The sequence below is a fragment of the Arsenicicoccus bolidensis DSM 15745 genome (assembly GCF_000426385.1).
Classification (GTDB): Bacteria; Actinomycetota; Actinomycetes; order Actinomycetales; family Dermatophilaceae; genus Arsenicicoccus; species Arsenicicoccus bolidensis.
On record NZ_AUFG01000014.1, the window covers coordinates 45,905 to 64,289 of the forward strand.

16 protein-coding genes are annotated in these 18,385 nt (G+C 72.5%); all 16 read right to left on the reverse strand.

Features of this window, described 5'->3' with window-relative positions; translation table 11 throughout:
- Nucleotide 1: 1 nt before the first annotated feature.
- Nucleotides 2–1,408 carry a GrpB family protein gene (locus tag K313_RS22340; RefSeq protein WP_051274078.1) on the reverse strand — a complete coding sequence of 469 codons (1,407 nt, stop codon included), beginning with the start codon at nt 1,406–1,408 and terminating at the stop codon, nt 2–4.
- A gap of 2 nt (nt 1,409–1,410) precedes the next feature.
- Entirely contained in the window at nt 1,411–4,974 is a 3,564-nt protein-coding gene (gene dnaE / locus K313_RS0109625; protein WP_029211436.1) for a DNA polymerase III subunit alpha, read from the reverse strand.
- Nucleotides 4,975–5,067: 93 nt separating this feature from the next.
- A complete protein-coding gene (locus K313_RS0109630) occupies nt 5,068–6,000 on the reverse strand; it encodes an RluA family pseudouridine synthase (protein WP_029211437.1) in 933 nt (310 codons plus the stop codon).
- A complete protein-coding gene (gene lspA / locus K313_RS0109635; protein ID WP_019287201.1) occupies nt 5,993–6,562 on the reverse strand; it encodes a signal peptidase II in 570 nt (189 codons plus the stop codon). Before lspA ends, K313_RS0109630 begins: the two co-directional genes overlap by 8 nt.
- Nucleotides 6,559–6,984, reverse strand: a complete 426-nt coding sequence (locus K313_RS0109640) for a TraR/DksA family transcriptional regulator (protein WP_019287200.1) — start codon at nt 6,982–6,984, stop codon at nt 6,559–6,561. Before K313_RS0109640 ends, lspA begins: the two co-directional genes overlap by 4 nt.
- Nucleotides 6,985–7,111: 127 nt before the next feature.
- Nucleotides 7,112–8,044, reverse strand: coding sequence for a DivIVA domain-containing protein (locus K313_RS0109645; RefSeq protein ID WP_019287199.1), 933 nt, complete (start codon nt 8,042–8,044; stop codon nt 7,112–7,114).
- A 73-nt stretch (nt 8,045–8,117) separates the two neighbouring features.
- A complete protein-coding gene (locus K313_RS0109650) occupies nt 8,118–8,399 on the reverse strand; it encodes a YggT family protein (protein WP_019287198.1) in 282 nt (93 codons plus the stop codon).
- A gap of 147 nt (nt 8,400–8,546) precedes the next feature.
- Nucleotides 8,547–9,116 carry a cell division protein SepF gene (locus K313_RS0109655; RefSeq protein ID WP_019287197.1) on the reverse strand — a complete coding sequence of 190 codons (570 nt, stop codon included), beginning with the start codon at nt 9,114–9,116 and terminating at the stop codon, nt 8,547–8,549.
- A 42-nt stretch (nt 9,117–9,158) separates the two neighbouring features.
- On the reverse strand, nt 9,159–9,914 hold the full coding sequence (locus tag K313_RS0109660) for a YggS family pyridoxal phosphate-dependent enzyme (protein WP_019287196.1): 756 nt from the start codon (nt 9,912–9,914) through the stop codon (nt 9,159–9,161).
- Nucleotides 9,914–10,660, reverse strand: a complete 747-nt coding sequence (pgeF, locus tag K313_RS0109665; RefSeq protein ID WP_029211438.1) for a peptidoglycan editing factor PgeF — start codon at nt 10,658–10,660, stop codon at nt 9,914–9,916. The genes K313_RS0109660 and pgeF overlap by 1 nt, the downstream gene beginning before the upstream one ends.
- A gap of 102 nt (nt 10,661–10,762) precedes the next feature.
- On the reverse strand, nt 10,763–12,103 hold the full coding sequence (gene ftsZ / locus K313_RS0109670; RefSeq protein ID WP_029211439.1) for a cell division protein FtsZ: 1,341 nt from the start codon (nt 12,101–12,103) through the stop codon (nt 10,763–10,765).
- Nucleotides 12,104–12,275: 172 nt separating this feature from the next.
- On the reverse strand, nt 12,276–13,016 hold the full coding sequence (locus tag K313_RS0109675) for a cell division protein FtsQ/DivIB (RefSeq protein WP_029211440.1): 741 nt from the start codon (nt 13,014–13,016) through the stop codon (nt 12,276–12,278).
- Entirely contained in the window at nt 13,013–14,473 is a 1,461-nt protein-coding gene (murC, locus tag K313_RS0109680) for a UDP-N-acetylmuramate--L-alanine ligase (RefSeq protein ID WP_029211441.1), read from the reverse strand. Before murC ends, K313_RS0109675 begins: the two co-directional genes overlap by 4 nt.
- A gap of 5 nt (nt 14,474–14,478) precedes the next feature.
- Entirely contained in the window at nt 14,479–15,636 is a 1,158-nt protein-coding gene (gene murG, locus K313_RS0109685; RefSeq protein WP_029211442.1) for an undecaprenyldiphospho-muramoylpentapeptide beta-N-acetylglucosaminyltransferase, read from the reverse strand.
- Nucleotides 15,633–16,877, reverse strand: a complete 1,245-nt coding sequence (locus tag K313_RS0109690) for a peptidoglycan glycosyltransferase FtsW (RefSeq protein WP_029211443.1) — start codon at nt 16,875–16,877, stop codon at nt 15,633–15,635. The genes murG and K313_RS0109690 overlap by 4 nt, the downstream gene beginning before the upstream one ends.
- Entirely contained in the window at nt 16,874–18,385 is a 1,512-nt protein-coding gene (murD, locus tag K313_RS0109695; protein ID WP_376786863.1) for a UDP-N-acetylmuramoyl-L-alanine--D-glutamate ligase, read from the reverse strand. Before murD ends, K313_RS0109690 begins: the two co-directional genes overlap by 4 nt.

Consider the following 18,385-nt stretch of genomic DNA (forward strand, 5'->3'; position numbering starts at 1 on the left):
GTCAGCGCGCCGCGGCGCGCCGCACCCAGGCGAGCAGGCCCTCGCCGACGAGGTCGGTGGTGGCGGCCAGGTCCTCCGGCGCCCACCACCGTGCCTCGTCGATGGTGGCCTGCTCGACCGCGTCCTGCCCGGACAGGTCCACGTCGGTGGAGCGGACGCGGACGGCGCAGATGACCTGCCGCTGGTCGAAGGTCACGCTCCCCCAGGAGAACTCGATCGCCTGCTCCCCCAGCACCTCGACGTCGCCCGGCCCGGCGAGCAGCCCGACCTCCTCCCGCAGCTCCCGCAGCGCAGCCGTCACCGGGTCCTCGCCCGGGTCGATCTCGCCGCCGAGGCTGAACCACAGCGGGTGCTCCCGGTCGTCCGGGTCGACCCCGTGCAGCAGCAGCACGCGGCCCGAGGGGTCGACGGGCAGGACCCGAGCCGTATGCCGGGTGCGCCGCGGGGTCGCCGTCTCGGGTCGGGCCACCGGCAACGGGGCCAGCGCCTCGAGCCGCCCCGGCTCGCAGCCCGCCGCCACGAGGACGTCGCGGATCACCTCGCCCTTGGCCCGCGTGCAGTCGTCGTGGTCCGCGTCGTCGGCGTGGGCCTGCGCGGCAGCCGTCTTGACCGCGGCGTAGCGCTCGCGATGCTGGGTGGACTCGCGCAGCAGGTCGCGGAAGCGGATCGGGTAGTCGTGCCACGGCGTCCCGGCCCGCCGCACGTGCAGGATGGACGGCATCCCCGGGTCGGGGCGGTAGTACAGCCGCTTGCGATAGTCCTCCTCGGCGCACGCACCCGGGAACATCTCGAGGTCCCGGTCGACGCCGGGCGAGTCGGGCCGAGACCCCACCGCTGGCAGGTAGCCGCACCGCAGGAGCGCCTCGTCGAACGCGCCGCCGGCAGCAGGGATCTCGTCGACGCCGAGCTGCAGGTCGACGAACGCCTTGGCGAGCAGCCCCGGCACCGCCGTGGACCCGATGTGCTCGTAGCCGAAGCCACCCGAGCCACCCGAGCCACCGCGATCGACGCCCGCCTCGCCGAGCGCCCGCGCCAGGCGGGACAGCTGACCGTGCGCGACGACGCCCCAGCGCTGGTCGTGCTCGACGAGCCGCGCCGGCGCGGGTGACGGCCCCGTGAGCCCGGCCAGGCGGCGGGCGAGCGGCTCGATCCGCTCGCCCCAGAGCCGGTCGACCAGCGCGTCCCGCGTCACGCCGTGACCCCAGTTGAGCATCACGTCGCTGCCCGCGAGCGGCGACCCCGGCGCGGCCAGCACCAACGGCGCCACCCCGGCGGCCCCGACGACGCAGACCGTGACGAGGCCGGGCGACGGCGCTGCGGCGTCCAGCGCACGCAACCGGTCCGCCACGAGGTCGGCGTCGGTGCCGGAGACGACCTCGACCCGCACTGGCCGCAGCACGTCGGTCACCGTCAGCCGTTGGCCAGGCAGGCCGGCCCCAGCAGCGCCTTGAGGTCACCGAACAGCGCCGACGTCGCGTCCACGCGGAAGTTGTCCTCCAGCCGCATCAGCACGGACCGCCCCGGCTGGGTGAGCTTGACGTGCACCTCGGTCGTGCCCGGGTGGTTGAGCAGGACGTCCTTGAGCGCCTCGGCCATGCCGTTGGTCGCCCGCGTCATCGGCAGGTTGAGCACCACCGGCCCGCGCGGACCCTCGTGCAGGTCCGGGAGCGTCAGGTCCTGCGCATAGATGGAGGTCGACTCGTCCCGCTTGTTGACCCGCCCGCGCACGACCACGACGGTGTCCGGCGACAGCATCGTGGCGACGGTCATGTAGGTCGACGGGAAGAACAGGCACTCCACGGCGCCGTCGAGGTCCTCGACCGTGGCGATGGCCCACAGGTCGCCCTTCTTGGTGCGCTTGAGCTGCAGGCCGGTGATCAGACCCGCGATCGTCACGGTCGCCCCGTCCGGCTTGCCGTCCTCGCCGTTCAGCGACGCGATGGACGTGTCCGCCGCCTGGTGCAGGATGTGCTCGATCCCGAAGAGCGGGTGGTCGGAGACGTAGAGCCCGAGCATCTCGCGCTCGTACTGCAGCGTCACCTGCTTGTCCCACGAGTGCGTCGGGACCGGCGGCATGCCGGCGAACGCGTCGGCGCCACCCGCGTCGTCGTCGTCCGCCATGGCGAACGCCGCGAACAACGAGTCCTGGCCGGCCGCCTCGCGCCGCTTGACGTCCACCAGGGCCTCGACATACGGCTCGTGCACCTCGGCGAGGCCGCGGCGGGACTCCCCGAGGGAGTCGAACGCACCGGCCTTGACCAGGGACTCGATGGTGCGCTTGTTGCACACGACCGCCGGCACCTTGTGCAGGAAGTCCTTGAACGAGGTGAAGGCGCCCTTGTCCTCGCGGGCCTTGATGATCTCGACCACGACGTTGGCGCCGACGTTGCGGACCGCCTCCAGGCCGAAACGGATGTCCTCGCCGACGGCGGCGAAGTAGCCGATGGAGTCGTTGACGTCCGGCGGCAGCACCTTGATGCCCATGTGCCGGCACTCGTTGAGGTAGAGCGCGGACTTGTCCTTGTCGTCGCGCACGCTGGTGAGCAGGGCCGCCATGTACTCGGCGCGGTAGTTGGCCTTGAGGTAGCCCGTCCAGTAGGACACGACGCCGTAGGCCGCGGTGTGGGCCTTGTTGAACGCGTAGTCGGAGAACGGGAGCAGGATGCTCCACAGCTTGGCGACCGCGTCCTTGGAGAAGCCGTTGTCGAGCATGCCCTGCTCGAAGTTGGCGAACTCGGCGTCCAGCACCTCCTTCTTCTTCTTGCCCATGGCGCGGCGCAGCAGGTCGGCGTTGCCGAGCGTGTAGCCGGCGAGCTTCTGCGCGATCTCCATGACCTGCTCCTGATAGATGATCAGGCCGTAGGTCATGGACAGGATGGGCTCGAGCGCCTCGGTCAGCTCGGGGTGGATGTAGTCCACCTCCTGCTTGCCGTTCTTGCGCAGGGCGAAGTTGGTGTGCGCGTTGGCGCCCATCGGGCCGGGGCGGTAGAGCGCGAGGGCGGCGGAGATGTCCTCGAAGTTGTCCGGCTGCATGAGCCGCAGCAGCGAGCGCATGCCGCCGCCGTCGAGCTGGAAGACGCCGAGGGTGTCGCCGCGGGCCAGCAGGTCATAGGTCGCCGGGTCGGTCATGTCCTTGGACAGGCCGTCCAGGTCGATGGTCTCGCCGCGGTTCATCTCGACGTTCTTGATGGCGTCGTCGAGGATCGTCAGGTTGCGCAGGCCGAGGAAGTCCATCTTGACCAGGCCGAGCGTCTCGCAGCTCGGGTAGTCGAACTGCGTGATGATCTGCCCGTCCGCCTCGCGGCGCATGATGGGGATCAGGTCGATCAGCGGCTCGCTGGACATGATGACGCCGGCGGCGTGCACGCCCCACTGGCGCTTCAGCCCCTCGAGGCCGCGCGCGGTGGCGACGACCTCCTGGGCCACGGGGTCGGAGTCGTGCATCGCGCGGAAGTCCGCGGCCTCGGCATACCGCTTGTGCGCGGGGTCGAAGATCCCCGACAGCGGGATGCCCTTGCCCATGACGTCCGGCGGCATGGCCTTGGTGAGCTTCTCGCCGACGGCGAAGGGGTGGCCGAGAACGCGTCCGGCGTCCTTGACGGCCTGCTTGGCCTTGATCGTGCCGTAGGTGACGATCTGGGCGACGCGCTCCTCGCCGTACTTCTCCGTGACGTACTTGATGACCTCGCCGCGGCGGCGCTCGTCGAAGTCCACGTCGAAGTCGGGCATCGACTGGCGCTCGGGGTTGAGGAAGCGCTCGAAGATCAGACCGTGCGGCACCGGGTCGAGGTCGGTGATGCGCATGGCATAGGCGCACATCGAGCCGGCACCGGAGCCACGGCCCGGTCCCACCCGGATGCCGTTCTCCTTGGCCCAGTTGATGAAGTCGGCGACGACGAGGAAGTAGCCGGGGTAGCCCTTGCCGACGATGACCTCGGTCTCGAAGGCCGCCTGCTTGCGGGCGTAGTCCGGGATGCCCTCGGGGAAGCGGGCGTGCAGGCCGCGCTCGACCTCCTTGACGAACCAGCTGGTCTCGTCCTCGCCCTCGGGGCAGGGGAAGCGGGGCATGTACTGCCCCTCGCCCTCGCTGAACGAGATGTCGCACATGTCGGCGATGAGCAGGGTGTTGTCGCAGGCCTCGGGCAGCTCGCGCCACAGGTGGCGCATCTCCTCGGGGCTCTTGAGGTAGAAGTCGTCGGCGTCGAACTTGAACCGGTTGGGGTCCATCAGCGTCGAGCCGGACTGCACGCACAGCAGGGCGGCGTGGGCCTTGGCGTCCGCGGCGTCGGTGTAGTGGAGGTCGTTGGTGGCGACCAGCGGCAGGTCGAGCTCCTTGGCCAGGCGCAGCAGGTCCTTGTGGACACGCCGCTCGATGTCCAGGCCGTGGTCCATCAGCTCGCAGAAGAAGTTCTCGGCGCCGAAGATGTCGCGGTAGTCGCTGGCCGCCTGGCGGGCCTCGGCGTACTGCCCGAGGCGCAGCCGGGTCTGGACCTCGCCCGAGGGGCAGCCGGTCGTGGCGATCAGGCCCTTGCCATAGGTCTGGAGCAGCTCGCGGTCCATGCGCGGCTTGAAGTAGTAGCCCTCGAGGCTGGCCAGCGAGCACAGCCGGAAGAGGTTGTGCATGCCCTCGTTGTTGCGCGCCCACATCGTCATGTGGGTGTAGGCGCCGGAGCCCGAGACGTCGTCGCGACCGCCGTCGCCGAACCTCACCCGCGTCTTGTCGGTGCGGTGCGTCCCCGGCGTGAGGTAAGCCTCGATCCCGACGATCGGCTTGACCCCGTGCCGGGTCGACTTCTTCCAGAACTCGTAGGCCCCGAAGATGAAGCCGTGGTCGGTGGTCGCGACCGCCGGCATCCCCATCTCGGCGGACCGGGCGAAGAGGTCGTCGATGCGGGCGGCACCGTCGAGCATGGAGTACTCGGTGTGGTTGTGCAGGTGCACGAAGGACTTGCTGGAGGCTGCTGGCGAGGACATCGGCGGCAGTCTATGCCCGCGGTCCGACAGACCCCTCCCGGACATCCCGTATGCCGTCCCGCCGCCTCGACGGGCCGCCGTCAGGCGTCTCGGTCAGCCCTCGCGGAGCAGGTCCAGCGACCGCTGCAGGTCGGCCGGGTAGGGGCTCTGGTAGGTGACCCACTCGCCGCTGCCGGGGTGGGTGAAGCCCAGCTCGCGGGCGTGCAGCCACTGCCGGTCCAGGCCGACGCGCCGGGCCAGGACCGGGTCGGAGCCGTAGAGGGGGTCGCCGACGCAGGGGTGGTGCAGGGCGCTGAAGTGGACGCGGATCTGGTGCGTGCGTCCGGTCTCGAGGTGGATCTCGAGCAGCGACGCGTGGCGGAAGGCCTCGAGCACCTCGTAGTGGGTCACCGAGTGGCGGCCCTCCTGGCGGACCGCGAACTTCCAGTCGTGGTTGGGGTGCCGGCCGATGGGCGCCTCGATGGTGCCGACCATGGGGTCCGGCAGGCCCTGCACGACCGCGTGGTAGGTCTTGGAGACCGTCCGGTCGCGGAAGGCCTGCTTGAGCACGGTGTAGGCCCGCTCGGACTTGGCCACCACCATCAGGCCGGTGGTGCCCACGTCGAGGCGCTGCACGATGCCCTGGCGCTCGGCCGCGCCCGACGTCGAGATGCGGTAGCCCTCGGCGGCGAGCCCGGACACGACGTCCGGACCGTCCCAGCCGACGCTCGGGTGCGCGGCGCAGCCGGCGGGCTTGTCCACGACGACGATCTCGGTGTCGTCGTGGATGATCGCGAGGCCCGGGACCTCGCGCGGCACGACGGCCGGCGCGTCCTCGGACACCGGGTCGGGGAGGGTGGCCTCGAGCCAGGCCCCGGCGGTGACCCGGTCGGACTTGCCCGCGGCGCGGCCGTCGAGCTGGATGTGGCCGTCCGCGGCGAGCTCGGCCGCCTTGGTGCGGGACACCCCGAAGAGGCGGGAGACGGCGGCGTCGACGCGCTCGCCCTCGAGGCCGTCGGGGACGGGCAGCATCCGGACGTCAGGCATGGGTGTCCTCCTCGGACGGGGCGTGGTCGGTGGCCCGGGTGCCGTCGTAGGAGATCCCGAGGAAGGACAGCAGCGCGACGAGGATCGCTGCGGCGACGATCGCGATGTCCGCGACGTTGCCGATGAAGAACCCGTTGTAGTCGAGGAAGTCCACGACGTGGCCCTGGCCGAAGGACGGGGGCCGGAACAGCCGGTCGTAGAGGTTGCCGAGCAGGCCGCCCAGCACCAGGCCCCCCGCGACGGCCCACGGCACGCTGACGATGCGGCGGGCGTGCCAGGCGACCAGCACCCCGATGACCACCGCGACGATGGTCAGCAGCCAGGTCGTCCCGGCGCCGAGCGAGAACGCCGCGCCGGAGTTGAAGATGAGGTTGAGCCGCAGGAACGACCCCAGCAGGTCGCGCGGCGCGCCCGGCACGAGCGCGCCCAGCGCCCAGACCTTGCTCGCCTGGTCGGCGGCGAAGGTCAGGACGGCCAGCAGGACGAGCAGGGGCCAGACACGGCGCCGCGACGCACGGGTCGCCCCGGCGTCGCGTGCGTCGTCGTCGACGGGTGAGGTCACCGCTTCTGCGCGGACTTGCACGCCACGCACAGCGTGGCGCGCGGGAAGGCCTGGACCCTCAGCTTGGGGATGACCCCGCCGCAGCTCTCGCACACGCCCTGCAGGTCCGCGTCCACGCGCTCGAGCGCGTGCTGGTACTGCGCGAGGACGTCGCGCGTGTTGGCCGCCATCGCGGCCTCGTGCTCACGCTCGATCGCCTTGGACCCCACGTCGGCCTGGTCGTCACCCACGATGTCCTGGGTGTCCTGCACCAGGTCGACCAGATCGGTCTGGGCCTCGGCGAGCTCCCGCGTCAACCGGTCGATCTCACCCTGCAGGGTCTCGCGCAGCTCCGCCACCTCGGCCGTCGACCAGGTGGCGTCGTCAGCGGTGCCCTTGGTCGAGGTCGCGGTCGTCGACTGCCCTCCGGACTTGCCAGCCATGATGCCCTCACTTGCTCGTGGTGAGGTCGACGCCCCCCGGCGCCGACCGACTCGTCACGCCAACGGCGTGCGAGGTCTGCACAGGGTAGCCGTTCGACCCCCTGTGCGACAGACGTGCCTCGTTGTCTCAGCGCTGCTGCGGAGGCTGCTGCTGCTCCGGAGCGAGGCGGGCCTGCTCCACCTCCTGCAGCTGAGTCGTGAGGAAGGTCTTGATGCTGTCGCGGTAGGAGACCTCGTAGGCCCGCAGGGAGGCGACGGCCTGCTCGAGCGTGGCCTTCTCGGTGACCAGGGTCGCGAGGATGCTCTCCCGCTGCTTGGTCGCCTCGCCGATCATCGTCTCGTGCTGCGTGGTGCCGTCCGCGATGAGCTTCTTGTGGCGCTCCTGGCCCTCGGCCACCAGCTCGTCGTGCCGGCGCTGAGCCGTGGTGACGAGCTCCTCGCGCTTGCGGGTGCCCTCGCTGATCAGCGTCTCGCGCTGCTGGCGCGCCTCGGTCAGGAGCCGCTCGTGCTCCGCCTTGCCCTTGGCGACGTGCTCGTCGTGCAGGCGCTGGGCCAGGGCGATGAGGCCCGCGGCCTCGTCGGCGTCGCCGGACTTCTCCGGAGCCTTCGCCTGCTGGGCCTGCTGGGCCTGCTGGGCGGCCGACCGTGCCTTGGTCAGCTCGGTGCGGGTCGACTCGAGGTCCTTCTCGACGGCCTGGAGCCGCTGGCGCAGCTGGGTGACCTCGGTGCGGGCGGCGGCGCTGGTCGCGCCACCGTCCGCCGTGGACTGGCGGGTCGCGTCGTCGGCGCGCTTGTTGGCGGCGGCGACCTCGGCGCGGAGCTTGTCGAGCTCGGCGGAGGGTGCCGCAGCGGCCCGGCCCTTGGCCGGCACCGGGGTCTGGCCCTTGCTTCGGGCCGTCTCCTCGTACTTGCGCTTGTAGTCGTCGCGCTCGGCGATCAGGTCACGCAGCTCGCTGACCACCTCGTCGAGGAAGTCGTCGACCTCGCGCTCGTCGTAGCCCCGTCGGAACTGGGTCGCCCCAAAGCTCTTCTTGAGCACGTCATCAGGCGTGAGCGCCATGTGTCCACCTCTTCGTTCGTCATGCGGTCGGGCCCGGAACCACCAAGGTCCCCGGGGCCATTCGTCGGAAAACCTACACCCTGGCCACGACCTGCATGAGGACGATCACGATGAGGAACAGCACCATGAAGGCCAGGTCGAGGGCGATGCCTCCCAGGCGCAGGGGCGGGATCACCCGGCGCAGGGCCCGCAACGGCGGGTCGGTGAGGGAGTAGACCCCCTCGACCAGGACGAGCACCACCCCGCGGGGTCGCCAGTCGCGCGCCAGCATCACGACATAGCTGAGGACCAGCCGGGCCATCAGCACCAGCCAGTAGAGCCACAGGAGGTTCAGCAGCAGGCCACGGATGCTCATGTCTACGGAGGTCCTTTGCCACCGACCCGGGTGTCCGGGGCGGTCGTCGTCGGGTGCGGGTCGCCGTCCAGCACAACGGCGCAGGACCCCGTGGCGTTCCCGGGGGCCTGCGCCTTCGCCCGGCTGGGGCCGGGCGGTGCGGGTGGCTCAGCTCTGGTTGAAGAAGCCGCGCGTCGACTGCGGCGCCTCGGACTCCTCGGAGGAGACCTCGACGTGCTGCGGGGTGAGCAGGAAGACCTTGCTCGTGACCCGCTCGATGGCTCCGTTGAGACCGAAGACCAGGCCGGCGGCGAAGTCGACGAGGCGCTTGGCGTCGTCGTCGGCCATGTCACCGAGGTTCATGATGACCGGCGTGCCCTCGCGGAAGGACTCGCCGATGGTCTTGGCCTCGTTGTAGGTGCGGGGGTGGATCGTCGTGATGCGGTTCATCGGGCCGACCTCCGGGTCGCGGACGACGCGCGCCACGGGGGTGCGCTGGGGCAGGTGGGCGACGGAGGCGCGGTGCTCCTCGCGGACCGCCGTCGCGCCCGCACGGTCGTCGGACCGCGCGTCGGAGCGGGCCTCGACGAGGTGCGGCTCCCGGCGGGCCGGCTCGGGCTTGTGCGCCTCGGCCGGGCGCGAGTCGCGGGCCCCGGCCTCCTGGCGGTCGTAGGTGTCGTAGTCGTCGTCCTCGGCAAGTCCGAGGTAGACCATGGTCTTGCGCAGCGCCCCAGCCATCGCGCATCTCCTGCTCAGTCGTCGGTCACGTCGTGCCGAACGCTACCGGGGCGCCGGGCGGGGCCCGAGGATTGCCGACCCGACACGCAGGTGTGTCGCTCCGTGGGCGACGGCCTGCTCGAGGTCGCCGCTCATCCCGGCGGACACCAGGGTCGCACGAGGATGCGCGGACCGCACCCCGTCGGCGACCCGGGCCAGGGCGGCGAAGGCCCGCTCCGGGTCTCCGCCGCGAGGTGCGACGGCCATCACGCCACGCAGCTCGAGGTGCTCCGCCCGGCCGACCTCGTCGGCGAGGGCCGGTATGCCGTCCGCCGGCGCCCCGCCGCGGGACCCCGAGGCGCGGTGGCCGCCATCGGCGTGGCCCTGCTCGTCGGCCTCCCCTGGCGCGTCCAGATCCACCTGCAGCAGCACGTCCAGGTCGCGCCCGGCCTGCTCGGCTCCCCGGTCGAGGGCCGCGACGAGACGGGCCCGGTCGACGGTGTGGACGACGTCGGCCCAGGCGGCCACCTGACGGGCCTTGTTGGTCTGCAGCTGACCGACGAAGTGCACGGTGAGGGCGGCACGCTCGTCAGCGGTCAGCCTCTCCAGCTTGGCGGAGGCCTCCTGCGCCTTGTTCTCCGCGACGTCTGTCACGCCCAGCGCGAGCAGGCGGCGGACGTCCTCGACGGGGAAGAACTTCGTGACGACCACGAGCTGCACGTCGCCCCGGTCACGGCCGGACGCGGAGCAGGCGGCGACGATCCGCTCCTCGACGCGGGCAAGGGCGTCGCGGAGCTCGACCGAGCGTGCGTCCGTCATCAGGCCACCTCGCGTCGCAGCACGACTCCCCCGAACCGTCCGGTCGTGCCGGAGCGGCGGTAGGAGTAGAAGCGGGCGTCCTCGTAGGTGCAGCCGGGAACCCACGTCACGGCGACCCCCAGCCCGGCGAGCTGGGTCACGACGCCGGTGGCCACGTCGATCGATGGGGTCCCGGCCCAGGTGCGGGCCAGCACCTCCGGGACGACCCTCGCGGCCGCCTGCTGCATCTCGGCGGGCACCTCGTAGCAGCGACCGCAGACCGACGGGCCCACCACCGCGCTGATGGTGCGCGCCCCGAGGTCGCGCATCGCGGCCACCGTCGCGGGCACCACACCGGCCAGCATCCCGGGACGTCCGGCGTGGGCGGCCCCCACGACACCCGCCACCGGATCGGCGAGCAGCACCGGCGTGCAGTCGGCCACGAGCACGGCCAGGGCCAGTCCAGCCCGGGAGGTCACCATCGCGTCGGCCTCACCGGCCGACCCGTGGCAGGGTCCGTCGACCTGGACGACCTCGGCGCCGTGCACCTGGTCGACGAGGACCAGCGCCTCCGGAGCGACCCCAGCCGCCTCGGCGACCCGGCGCCGGTTGGACCTCACGGCGGTGGGGTCGTCGCCGACGTGGCTGCCGAGGTTGAGGCCTCCGGCGGCGTCGCGGCCGGCGGTGTACGGCGCGTCGCTCACGCCGTCATGGGCGTCGGTGAAGGCCCGCCACACGGGCCCGTCCTGCTGCTGGTGGGCGAACACCCCACGAGGGTAGCGGCACGCGAGGCCCCCGCCGGGTCGGCGGGGGCCTCACGTGGATCGGGGCGCCGGCTCCGTGAGGAGGCTCACGGGCCGAGTCCCTCCCTACTTCAGGAAGTCCGGGACGTCCAGGTCGGCGGCGTCGTCGTAGGTCACCTGGCGCGGGGGGCGCTGCTGGGGCTGCTGCTCGCCCTGCTGCTGCTCGGCCGGGCGGACCTGCCCGGGCGTGCCCTGCTGCGGCTGCTGCTGGGGCTGTCCCTGCTGCTGGACCGGCTGGGCCTGCTGCTGCGAGGGCTGACCCTGCTGCTGGGACTGCTGGGGCTGCTGGGGCTGCTGACCCTGGGCCCGCTGCGGCTGCTGCGGCGCCGGACGCTGCTGCACCGGCTGCTGCACGGGACGCTGCTGCTGGACCGGCTGCGGGGCCGGACGCTGCTGGGTCTGCTGCTGCGCGGGCTGCTGCGCGGGGCGCTGGGCCGGCTCCTCGCGGCGGGGCTGGGGGTCGCCGCCGTCGAAGCCGGCGGCGATGACGGTCACGCGGACCTCGTCGCCGAGGGCGTCGTCGATGACGGATCCGAAGATGATGTTGGCCTCGGGGTGCGCGGCCTCCTGCACGAGGCGAGCCGCCTCGTTGATCTCGAACAGGCCGAGGTCCGAGCCGCCCTGGATGGACAGCAGGACGCCGTAGGCGCCGTCGATGCTGGCCTCGAGCAGCGGCGAGGAGATCGCGAGCTCGGCCGCCTGGACGGCGCGGTCCTCGCCACGGGCCGAGCCGATGCCCATGAGCGCCGACCCGGCGCCCTGCATGACGGACTTGACGTCGGCGAAGTCGAGGTTGATCAGGCCCGGCGTCGTGATGAGGTCGGTGATGCCCTGGACACCCGACAGCAGCACCTGGTCGGCGCTGCGGAAGGCGTCGAGCATGGAGACGTTGCGGTCGCTGATCGACAGCAGGCGGTCGTTGGGGATGACGATGAGGGTGTCGACCTCCTCGCGGAGGTTGCCGATGCCGGACTCGGCCTGGTTGGCGCGGCGACGGCCCTCGAAGGTGAACGGACGGGTCACGACGCCGATGGTGAGCGCACCGAGGTTGCGGGCGATCTTGGCGACGACGGGCGCGCCACCGGTGCCGGTGCCGCCGCCCTCGCCTGCGGTGACGAAGACCATGTCGGCGCCCTGGATGACCTCCTCGATCTCCTGGGCGTGGTCCTCGGCGGCCTTCTTGCCGACCTCGGGGTCCGCCCCGGCACCCAGCCCGCGGGTCAGCTCGCGCCCCACGTCGAGCTTGACGTCCGCGTCGCTCATCAGGAGGGCCTGCGCGTCGGTGTTGATCGCGATGAACTCGACCCCCTTGAGGCCGACCTCGATCATGCGGTTGATCGCGTTGACACCGCCGCCGCCGATGCCGACGACCTTGATGACGGCCAGGTAGTTCTGTGGTGCTGCCACGGTGGGGCCTCTCCTGCTGGGGGCAACCAACCCTTAACCCTAAAGGTTGAGTGCAAGGTTATGGTTCTGTTATAGAGCGTCGAGAGAAAGGTACGTCCTGTCCGTCGCACGGAGCAACCTTCGACCAGGCGTGTTGCCACCCGCATGGCCCAGCGATGGCCCAGCGATCGCGTCAGGTCGTGGCAGGCGCGTGCGGAGCGCTGACGTTGACCGTGGCAGGAGCGCCCTTCAGCAGGGTCGACAGCACCTTGACCTTCAGCTGAGGTTCAGTGCTGTCTCCCCACAGCACCTTGGTCTTGCCGGCCTGGAAGGTCACCATGCTGGGGCCCTCGACCCGCACGGCCGACACGGTCGAGCGCAGCTCCGGCGGCAGGGCCGACAGGACCGAGATGGCCGTCTTGAGACCCTCGGGGGTGGCTGCGCCCTGGCTGGTCACGACCGGCACACCCTTGGGCGCCTCGGGAGCGGTGAGGTAGGCGACGCCCTGGCCGTCGACCAGCTGGACGTCACCCCCTCGGTCGAGGGCGAGGACCGGACGTCGAGGCTCCACGCGCACCAGGACGGTGCTCGGCCACCGCCGGGCCACGTCGACCGAGGCGTAGAGGGGCGAGCGCGTCACCCGCTGCCCCGGGCCCTCGAGGTCGACCCGGGCGAGGGGGACCCCGAGGGGCACGTCGGCGGCGCGGCGGACGGCCTCGGCCTGCGACCCCTGCACGCCCTCGACCACGACGGAGCGCACGGCCAGCACCGAGCTGAACCACACGACGTAGACGAGGCCGGCCACCAGTACCGCGGCGAGGAGGGTGAGCAGGATCGGACGCCAGCGCAGACGCCGGGCACTGCGAGCCCGGTCCTCGAACCGGGCTCGCGACGACCCACCCTCGCCGCGGCCGCCGGGACGACGGATCCTCACCGGCGGACGCCCTCCTCCACGGCTGCGAGGATCTGCGGACCCAGCTGCGTCACGTCGCCCGCGCCGACCGTCAGGACGAGGTCACCGGCCCGCGCGAGTCCCGCGGCCAGCGGGGCCGCCTCGGGCCACCCGGCGACGTAGTGCACCTCGCAGGAGGGGCCACCGTCGCGGGCCGCCAGGTCCCGGACCGCGTCGGCGACCAGGGCTCCGGAGACCCCGTCGACGGGGTCCTCGCGCGCGGCGTAGACGTCCATGACGACGACGACGTCCGCCGGGCGTAGCCCCGCGGCGAGCTCGACCGCGAAGTCCTGGGTCCGGGAGTACAGGTGCGGCTGGAAGACCACGACGAGCCGCGCGGGTCGCTGCACGAGCCCCGCGGCGGTGCCGACGACGGCAGCGACCTTGCCGGGGTTGTGCGCGTAGTCGTCGACCACGGTGACGCCGCCGATCTCTCCCTTGAGCTCGAACCGGCGCCGCGTGCCGGTGTAGGCCCCGAGACCGGTGGCCGCGCGGTCCGCCCCGACCCCGAGGCCGTGGTGGGCGGCGGCATACGCGGCCGTGGCGTTGAGGACGTTGTGCGCGCCCGGTATGGCGATCGCCAGCCGCACCTCCTCGTCGCCGTCGAGGACGCGGGCCACGGTGCGGAAGCCGTCCACCTCGTGCCCGAGCACCCGCACGTCGGCCGACACGTCCGTGCCGTAGGTGAGGACGCGCACCCCGCTGTCGGAGGCGCGACGGGCGAGCGCCGCCGACCCGGCGTCGTCGGCGCAGGCCACGAGCAGCCCGCCCGGGCGGATGCTGCGGGCGAAGTCGAGGTAGGCGTCCTGGACGGCCTCGAAGGTGCCGTAGTGGTCGAGGTGGTCGGGCTGCACGTTGGTGACGATCGCGACCTCGGGGTGGTAGACGAGGAAGGAGCCGTCCGACTCGTCGGCCTCGATCACGAAGGCCTCTCCCCCGCCGGCGTGCGCGTTGGTGCCGAGCCCGGCCAGCTCGCCCCCGATGGCGAAGGACGGGTCGGCGCCCGCGTCGATCAGCAGCGCGGTGAGCATGGACGTCGTCGTCGTCTTGCCGTTGGCACCGGCCACGGCCACCACCCGACGGGCGTCGGCGGCGCTGGCCAGCGCCTGCGACCGGTGCAGGACGCGCTTGCCCAGCCCACGGGCGCGGGCCAGCTCGGGATCGGTCTCTCGGGTCGCCGAGGACACGACGACGGTGTCGACCTGGTCCACGGACTCGGGCCGGGCACCCACGTGCACGTCGGCGCCCGCCTGGCGCAGCGCGTCCAGCACCGGCAGGTCCTTGGGGTCGGACCCGCTCACCGGCACGTCACGGCCGAGGAGCACCCGAGCCACGGCCGACATGCCCGCGCCCCCGACGTTGGTCACGTGCACGCTTCCCAGCTCAGAGATCGGGACGACGGGGGCCGTGAAGTCGAACCGGTCCTGGTGGACGCTCATCGACGTCACCGACCCTCTCGTGACGTGGAGGCAAACGCCTCTTCGACCAGGTCCGCGAGCCGGCGGTCGCCGTCGCGGGTGCCGACCTGGGAGGCGGCGGTCGCCATCAGGTCCAGTCGCTCCCGGTCCCGGACCAGCGGCACCAGGACGCGGTCGACCCAGGCGGGGAGCAGCTCGGCGTCGTCCACGACCAGGCCGCCGCCGGCGGCCACGACCTCGGCGACGTTGAAGCGCTGCTCGCCGTTGCCGATGGGCAGGGGGACGTAGACCGCGGGCAGGCCCACGGCCGTCAGCTCGCACACCATGCCCGCGCCGGCCCGGGAGACCACGAGGTCGGCGGCGGCGAAGGCCAGGTCCATGCGGTCGGAGTACTCGCGCACGACGTAGGGCGCGCCGTCGCCGAGGGCCGCCGGCTCGAAGGTCTTGCCCGCCCCGGTGACGTGCAGCACCTGGATCCCCGCGTCAGACAGCTCGCGCACGCGGGCGGCGAAGGTGTCGTTGAGGCGCTTGGCGCCGCTCGACCCGCCCGTCACGAGGACGACCGGACCGCCGTCCGCGTCCAGGCCGAAGTGCTCGAGCGCCTCGGCGCGCCGGGCGGGGCGGTCGAGACCAGAGATCTCGGTGCGCAGCGGCATCCCGAGATGGCGGGCCCCGGGGAGCCGCGTGGCGGCGAAGGTCGTCGCGACGAACCGCGTGAGGCGGGCCCCGAGCCGGTTGGCCAGGCCGGGGCGGACGTTCTGCTCGTGGATGGCGATAGGCAGGCCCCGGCGCCGGGCTGCGAGGTAGGCGGGGGTCGAGACGTAGCCGCCGAAGCCGACGACCACGTCCGCGTCGACCTCGTCGAGGATCGCGCCGGCCGCGTCGACCGCCGCCTTGAGGGACTGCGGCAGCCGGAGCAGCGCCGCCGAGGGCTTGCGGGGGAACGCGACCTTGGGGATGGTCCGCAGGGGGTAGCCGCGCTGGGGGACCAGCCGCGTCTCGAGCCCGGTGGCCGTCCCGAGCACCGTGACGCGCACGTCGGGGTCGCGCCGTCGGAGCTCGTCCGCGAGCGCCAGGAGCGGCGAGACGTGCCCTGCCGTGCCTCCGCCGGCAAGGACCACGGAGGCGGCTCGGCGGCCCGAGGGAGGGGTCGGGGTCGGGGTCGGTGCCGGGGTCGCGGTCATCGGTCGATCCTAGGGCGGTCGTCGCGGGCGGGCCGGGAGCGGCGCAGGCTGCGGGCCTCGCGGGCGCCGGGCTCCTCGCGGGCGAAGGCCATGAGCATGCCCAGCGCCGTGAGGGTGGAGATCAGGGCGGTGCCGCCGCCGGAGATGAGCGGGAGGGGGACACCGATGACGGGCAGGAGCCCGGTCACGGCACCGATGTTGATGCTGGCCTGCACCACCAGCCAGGTCAGGACCCCGGCCGAGGCGATGCGGACGAAGAAGTCCTGCGACCGGAACACCAGGCGGTAGCACGCGTAGGCGAGCAGGGCGAGCAGCAGCAGGACGGTGAGGGTGCCCGGCAGCCCGAGCTCCTCGCCGATGATGGCGAAGATGAAGTCGTTGCGGGACTCGGAGAGCCAGCCCCACTTCTCGGCGCTCTCCCCCAGCCCCTTGCCCCACCAGCCACCCTCGGCCAGGGCGTACTTGCCGTTGACCACCTGGCGGCACAGGTCGAAGTTGGTGGCGCAGCCGTCGCCGATCCAGGCGTCGATGCGCCCCAGCCGGTTGCGGCTGGTCAGCGTCATGACCGCCACGGCGGCCACGCCCAGCAGCGCCGCGAAGCCGAAGAACCGCGCCGACACCCCGGCCGCGAAGAGCATGCCCGCGACGATGGCGAGCAGCACCAGACCGGTCCCGAGGTCGTTGCCGGCGAGCTGCAGGCCGAGCAGCAGCACCGCCGCCGGGCCCAGCGGGATGACCGCGTGCCAGAACTGCCCGAGGCGGTCCTTCTTGCGGTCGAGGATCGCCGCGCCGAAGACCACGATCGCGATCTTGGCGAACTCCGACGGCTGCAGCTGGACGCCCGCCACCTGGATCCAGTTGCGGTTGCCCTGGAACTCCTGGCCCAGCCCCGGCACGAAGATCAGCGCCTGCAGGGCCAGGGACAGCAGGATCCCCGGCCAGGCCAGCCGCTTCCACACCCGCACCGGCAGGCGTGAGGCGACGACGCACAGGACCAGGCCGATGCCGGCGAAGAGCAGCTGGCGCAGGAACAGGTCGTAGCTGCGGATGCTCGAGGCCGAGAGGTACATGACCAGCCCGACGATCGTGAGGGCCGCGGTGACCGATGCCAGCAGGTAGTAGGTCGTGAGCGGGGTGTCGATGCTGTCGAGGAAGTCCACCACCCGGTCGGGCAGGGTCTCGCGCCCCGTGCGTCGCGCGCGGGACGCACCCGTCGGCGAGGCTCCGGGGCGGGTCGTCATACGGTGCTCCCTCCGAGCCGGCGCACCGCCTCGGCGAAGGCGTCGCCGCGGGCACCGTAGTTGTCGAACATGTCCATGGAGGCGGCCGCCGGTGCGAGGAGCACCACGTCGCCCGGCTGGGCCAGGGTGGTGGCCTCGCGGACGACGCGTGCCATGGCACCAGTGTCGGTGCTGTCCACGTCGACCACGGGCACATCGGGCGCGTGTCGAGCCAGGGCCTCGGCGATGCGGGCCCGGTCGCGCCCCATCAGCACGACGCCGGCCAGCCGGTCGGCCCGGGAGCGGACCAGGTCCTCGACGTCGGCGCCCTTCAGCAGCCCGCCGGCGATCCACACGACGCGCCGGAAGGCGGCCAGGGAGGCCGCCGCCGCGTGCGGGTTGGTGGCCTTGGAGTCGTCGACGTAGCGGACGCCGTCCACCGTCGCGACCTCGGCGATGCGGTGCGCCTCGGGCCGGTAGGCGCGCAGCCCGTCGCGCACGGCCATGGGACCGACGCCGAAGGCGCGGGCGAGCGCCGCCGCCGCGAGGGCGTTGGCGACGTAGTGCGGAGCGACGTCGGGCGCGTCCCCCTGCAGGTCCGCCAGGGTGCCGAGCTCGGCCGCGCTGGAGTGGCGCTGCTCGACGAACGCGCGGTCGGCGAGGACGTCGTCGACCAGGCCCACCATGCCGGGGGCGGGGACGCCGATGGTGAAGCCCACCGCCCGGCACCCCTCGACGACCTCGGCCTCCATCACCAGCAGCTCGGTCTGGGGGTCCTGCACGTTGTAGACGCAGGCCACCTGGGTGTTGTCGTAGACGCTGCCCTTGGCGCGGAGGTAGTCGTCGTAGGACCCGTGCCAGTCGAGGTGGTCGGGGGCGACGTTGAGGCAGGCGGAGGCCAGGGGCGACAGGGAGCGCTGCCAGTGCAGCTGGAAGGAGCTGAGCTCGACCGCGACGACGTCGTAGGGGGTCGGGTCCAGCATCACTTCCATGATCGGCGTCCCGACGTTGCCGGCGGCGACCGCCCGCGCGCCGGAGTGCCTCAGGATCGACTCGAGCATCGTCACCGTCGTGGTCTTGCCGTTGGTGCCGGTGACCACGAGCCACGGCGCCGCACCCTCGCGGGGGCGCATGCGCCAGGCCAGCTCGACCTCGCCCCACACGGGGATGCCGGCCTCGGCGGCCCGCACGAGCAGGGGGTTGTGCGGCGGCACGCCCGGCGAGGTCACGACCAGCTCGGTGCCCTCGGGGATCTCGTCGGTCGCGTCGTCGCCGAGGCGGACGTCCACGCCGAGGATGTCGAGGATGCGGGCGTGCTCCTCGATCTGCGGGGTCACGTCGGGGCTGTATGCCGTGACCACGGCGAGCCGCTCGCGCAGCGCGTCGGCGGCGGCGAAGCCGGAGCGGCCGAGGCCCACGACCAGCACGCGCAGGCCCGCCCAGTCGGCGTCCTTGTGGGTGAGGCCGGGACGCGGCTCGTAGGCGATGTCTCGAGGGTCCTCGTCGGGTCGGCCCTGGCCGGCTGGCAC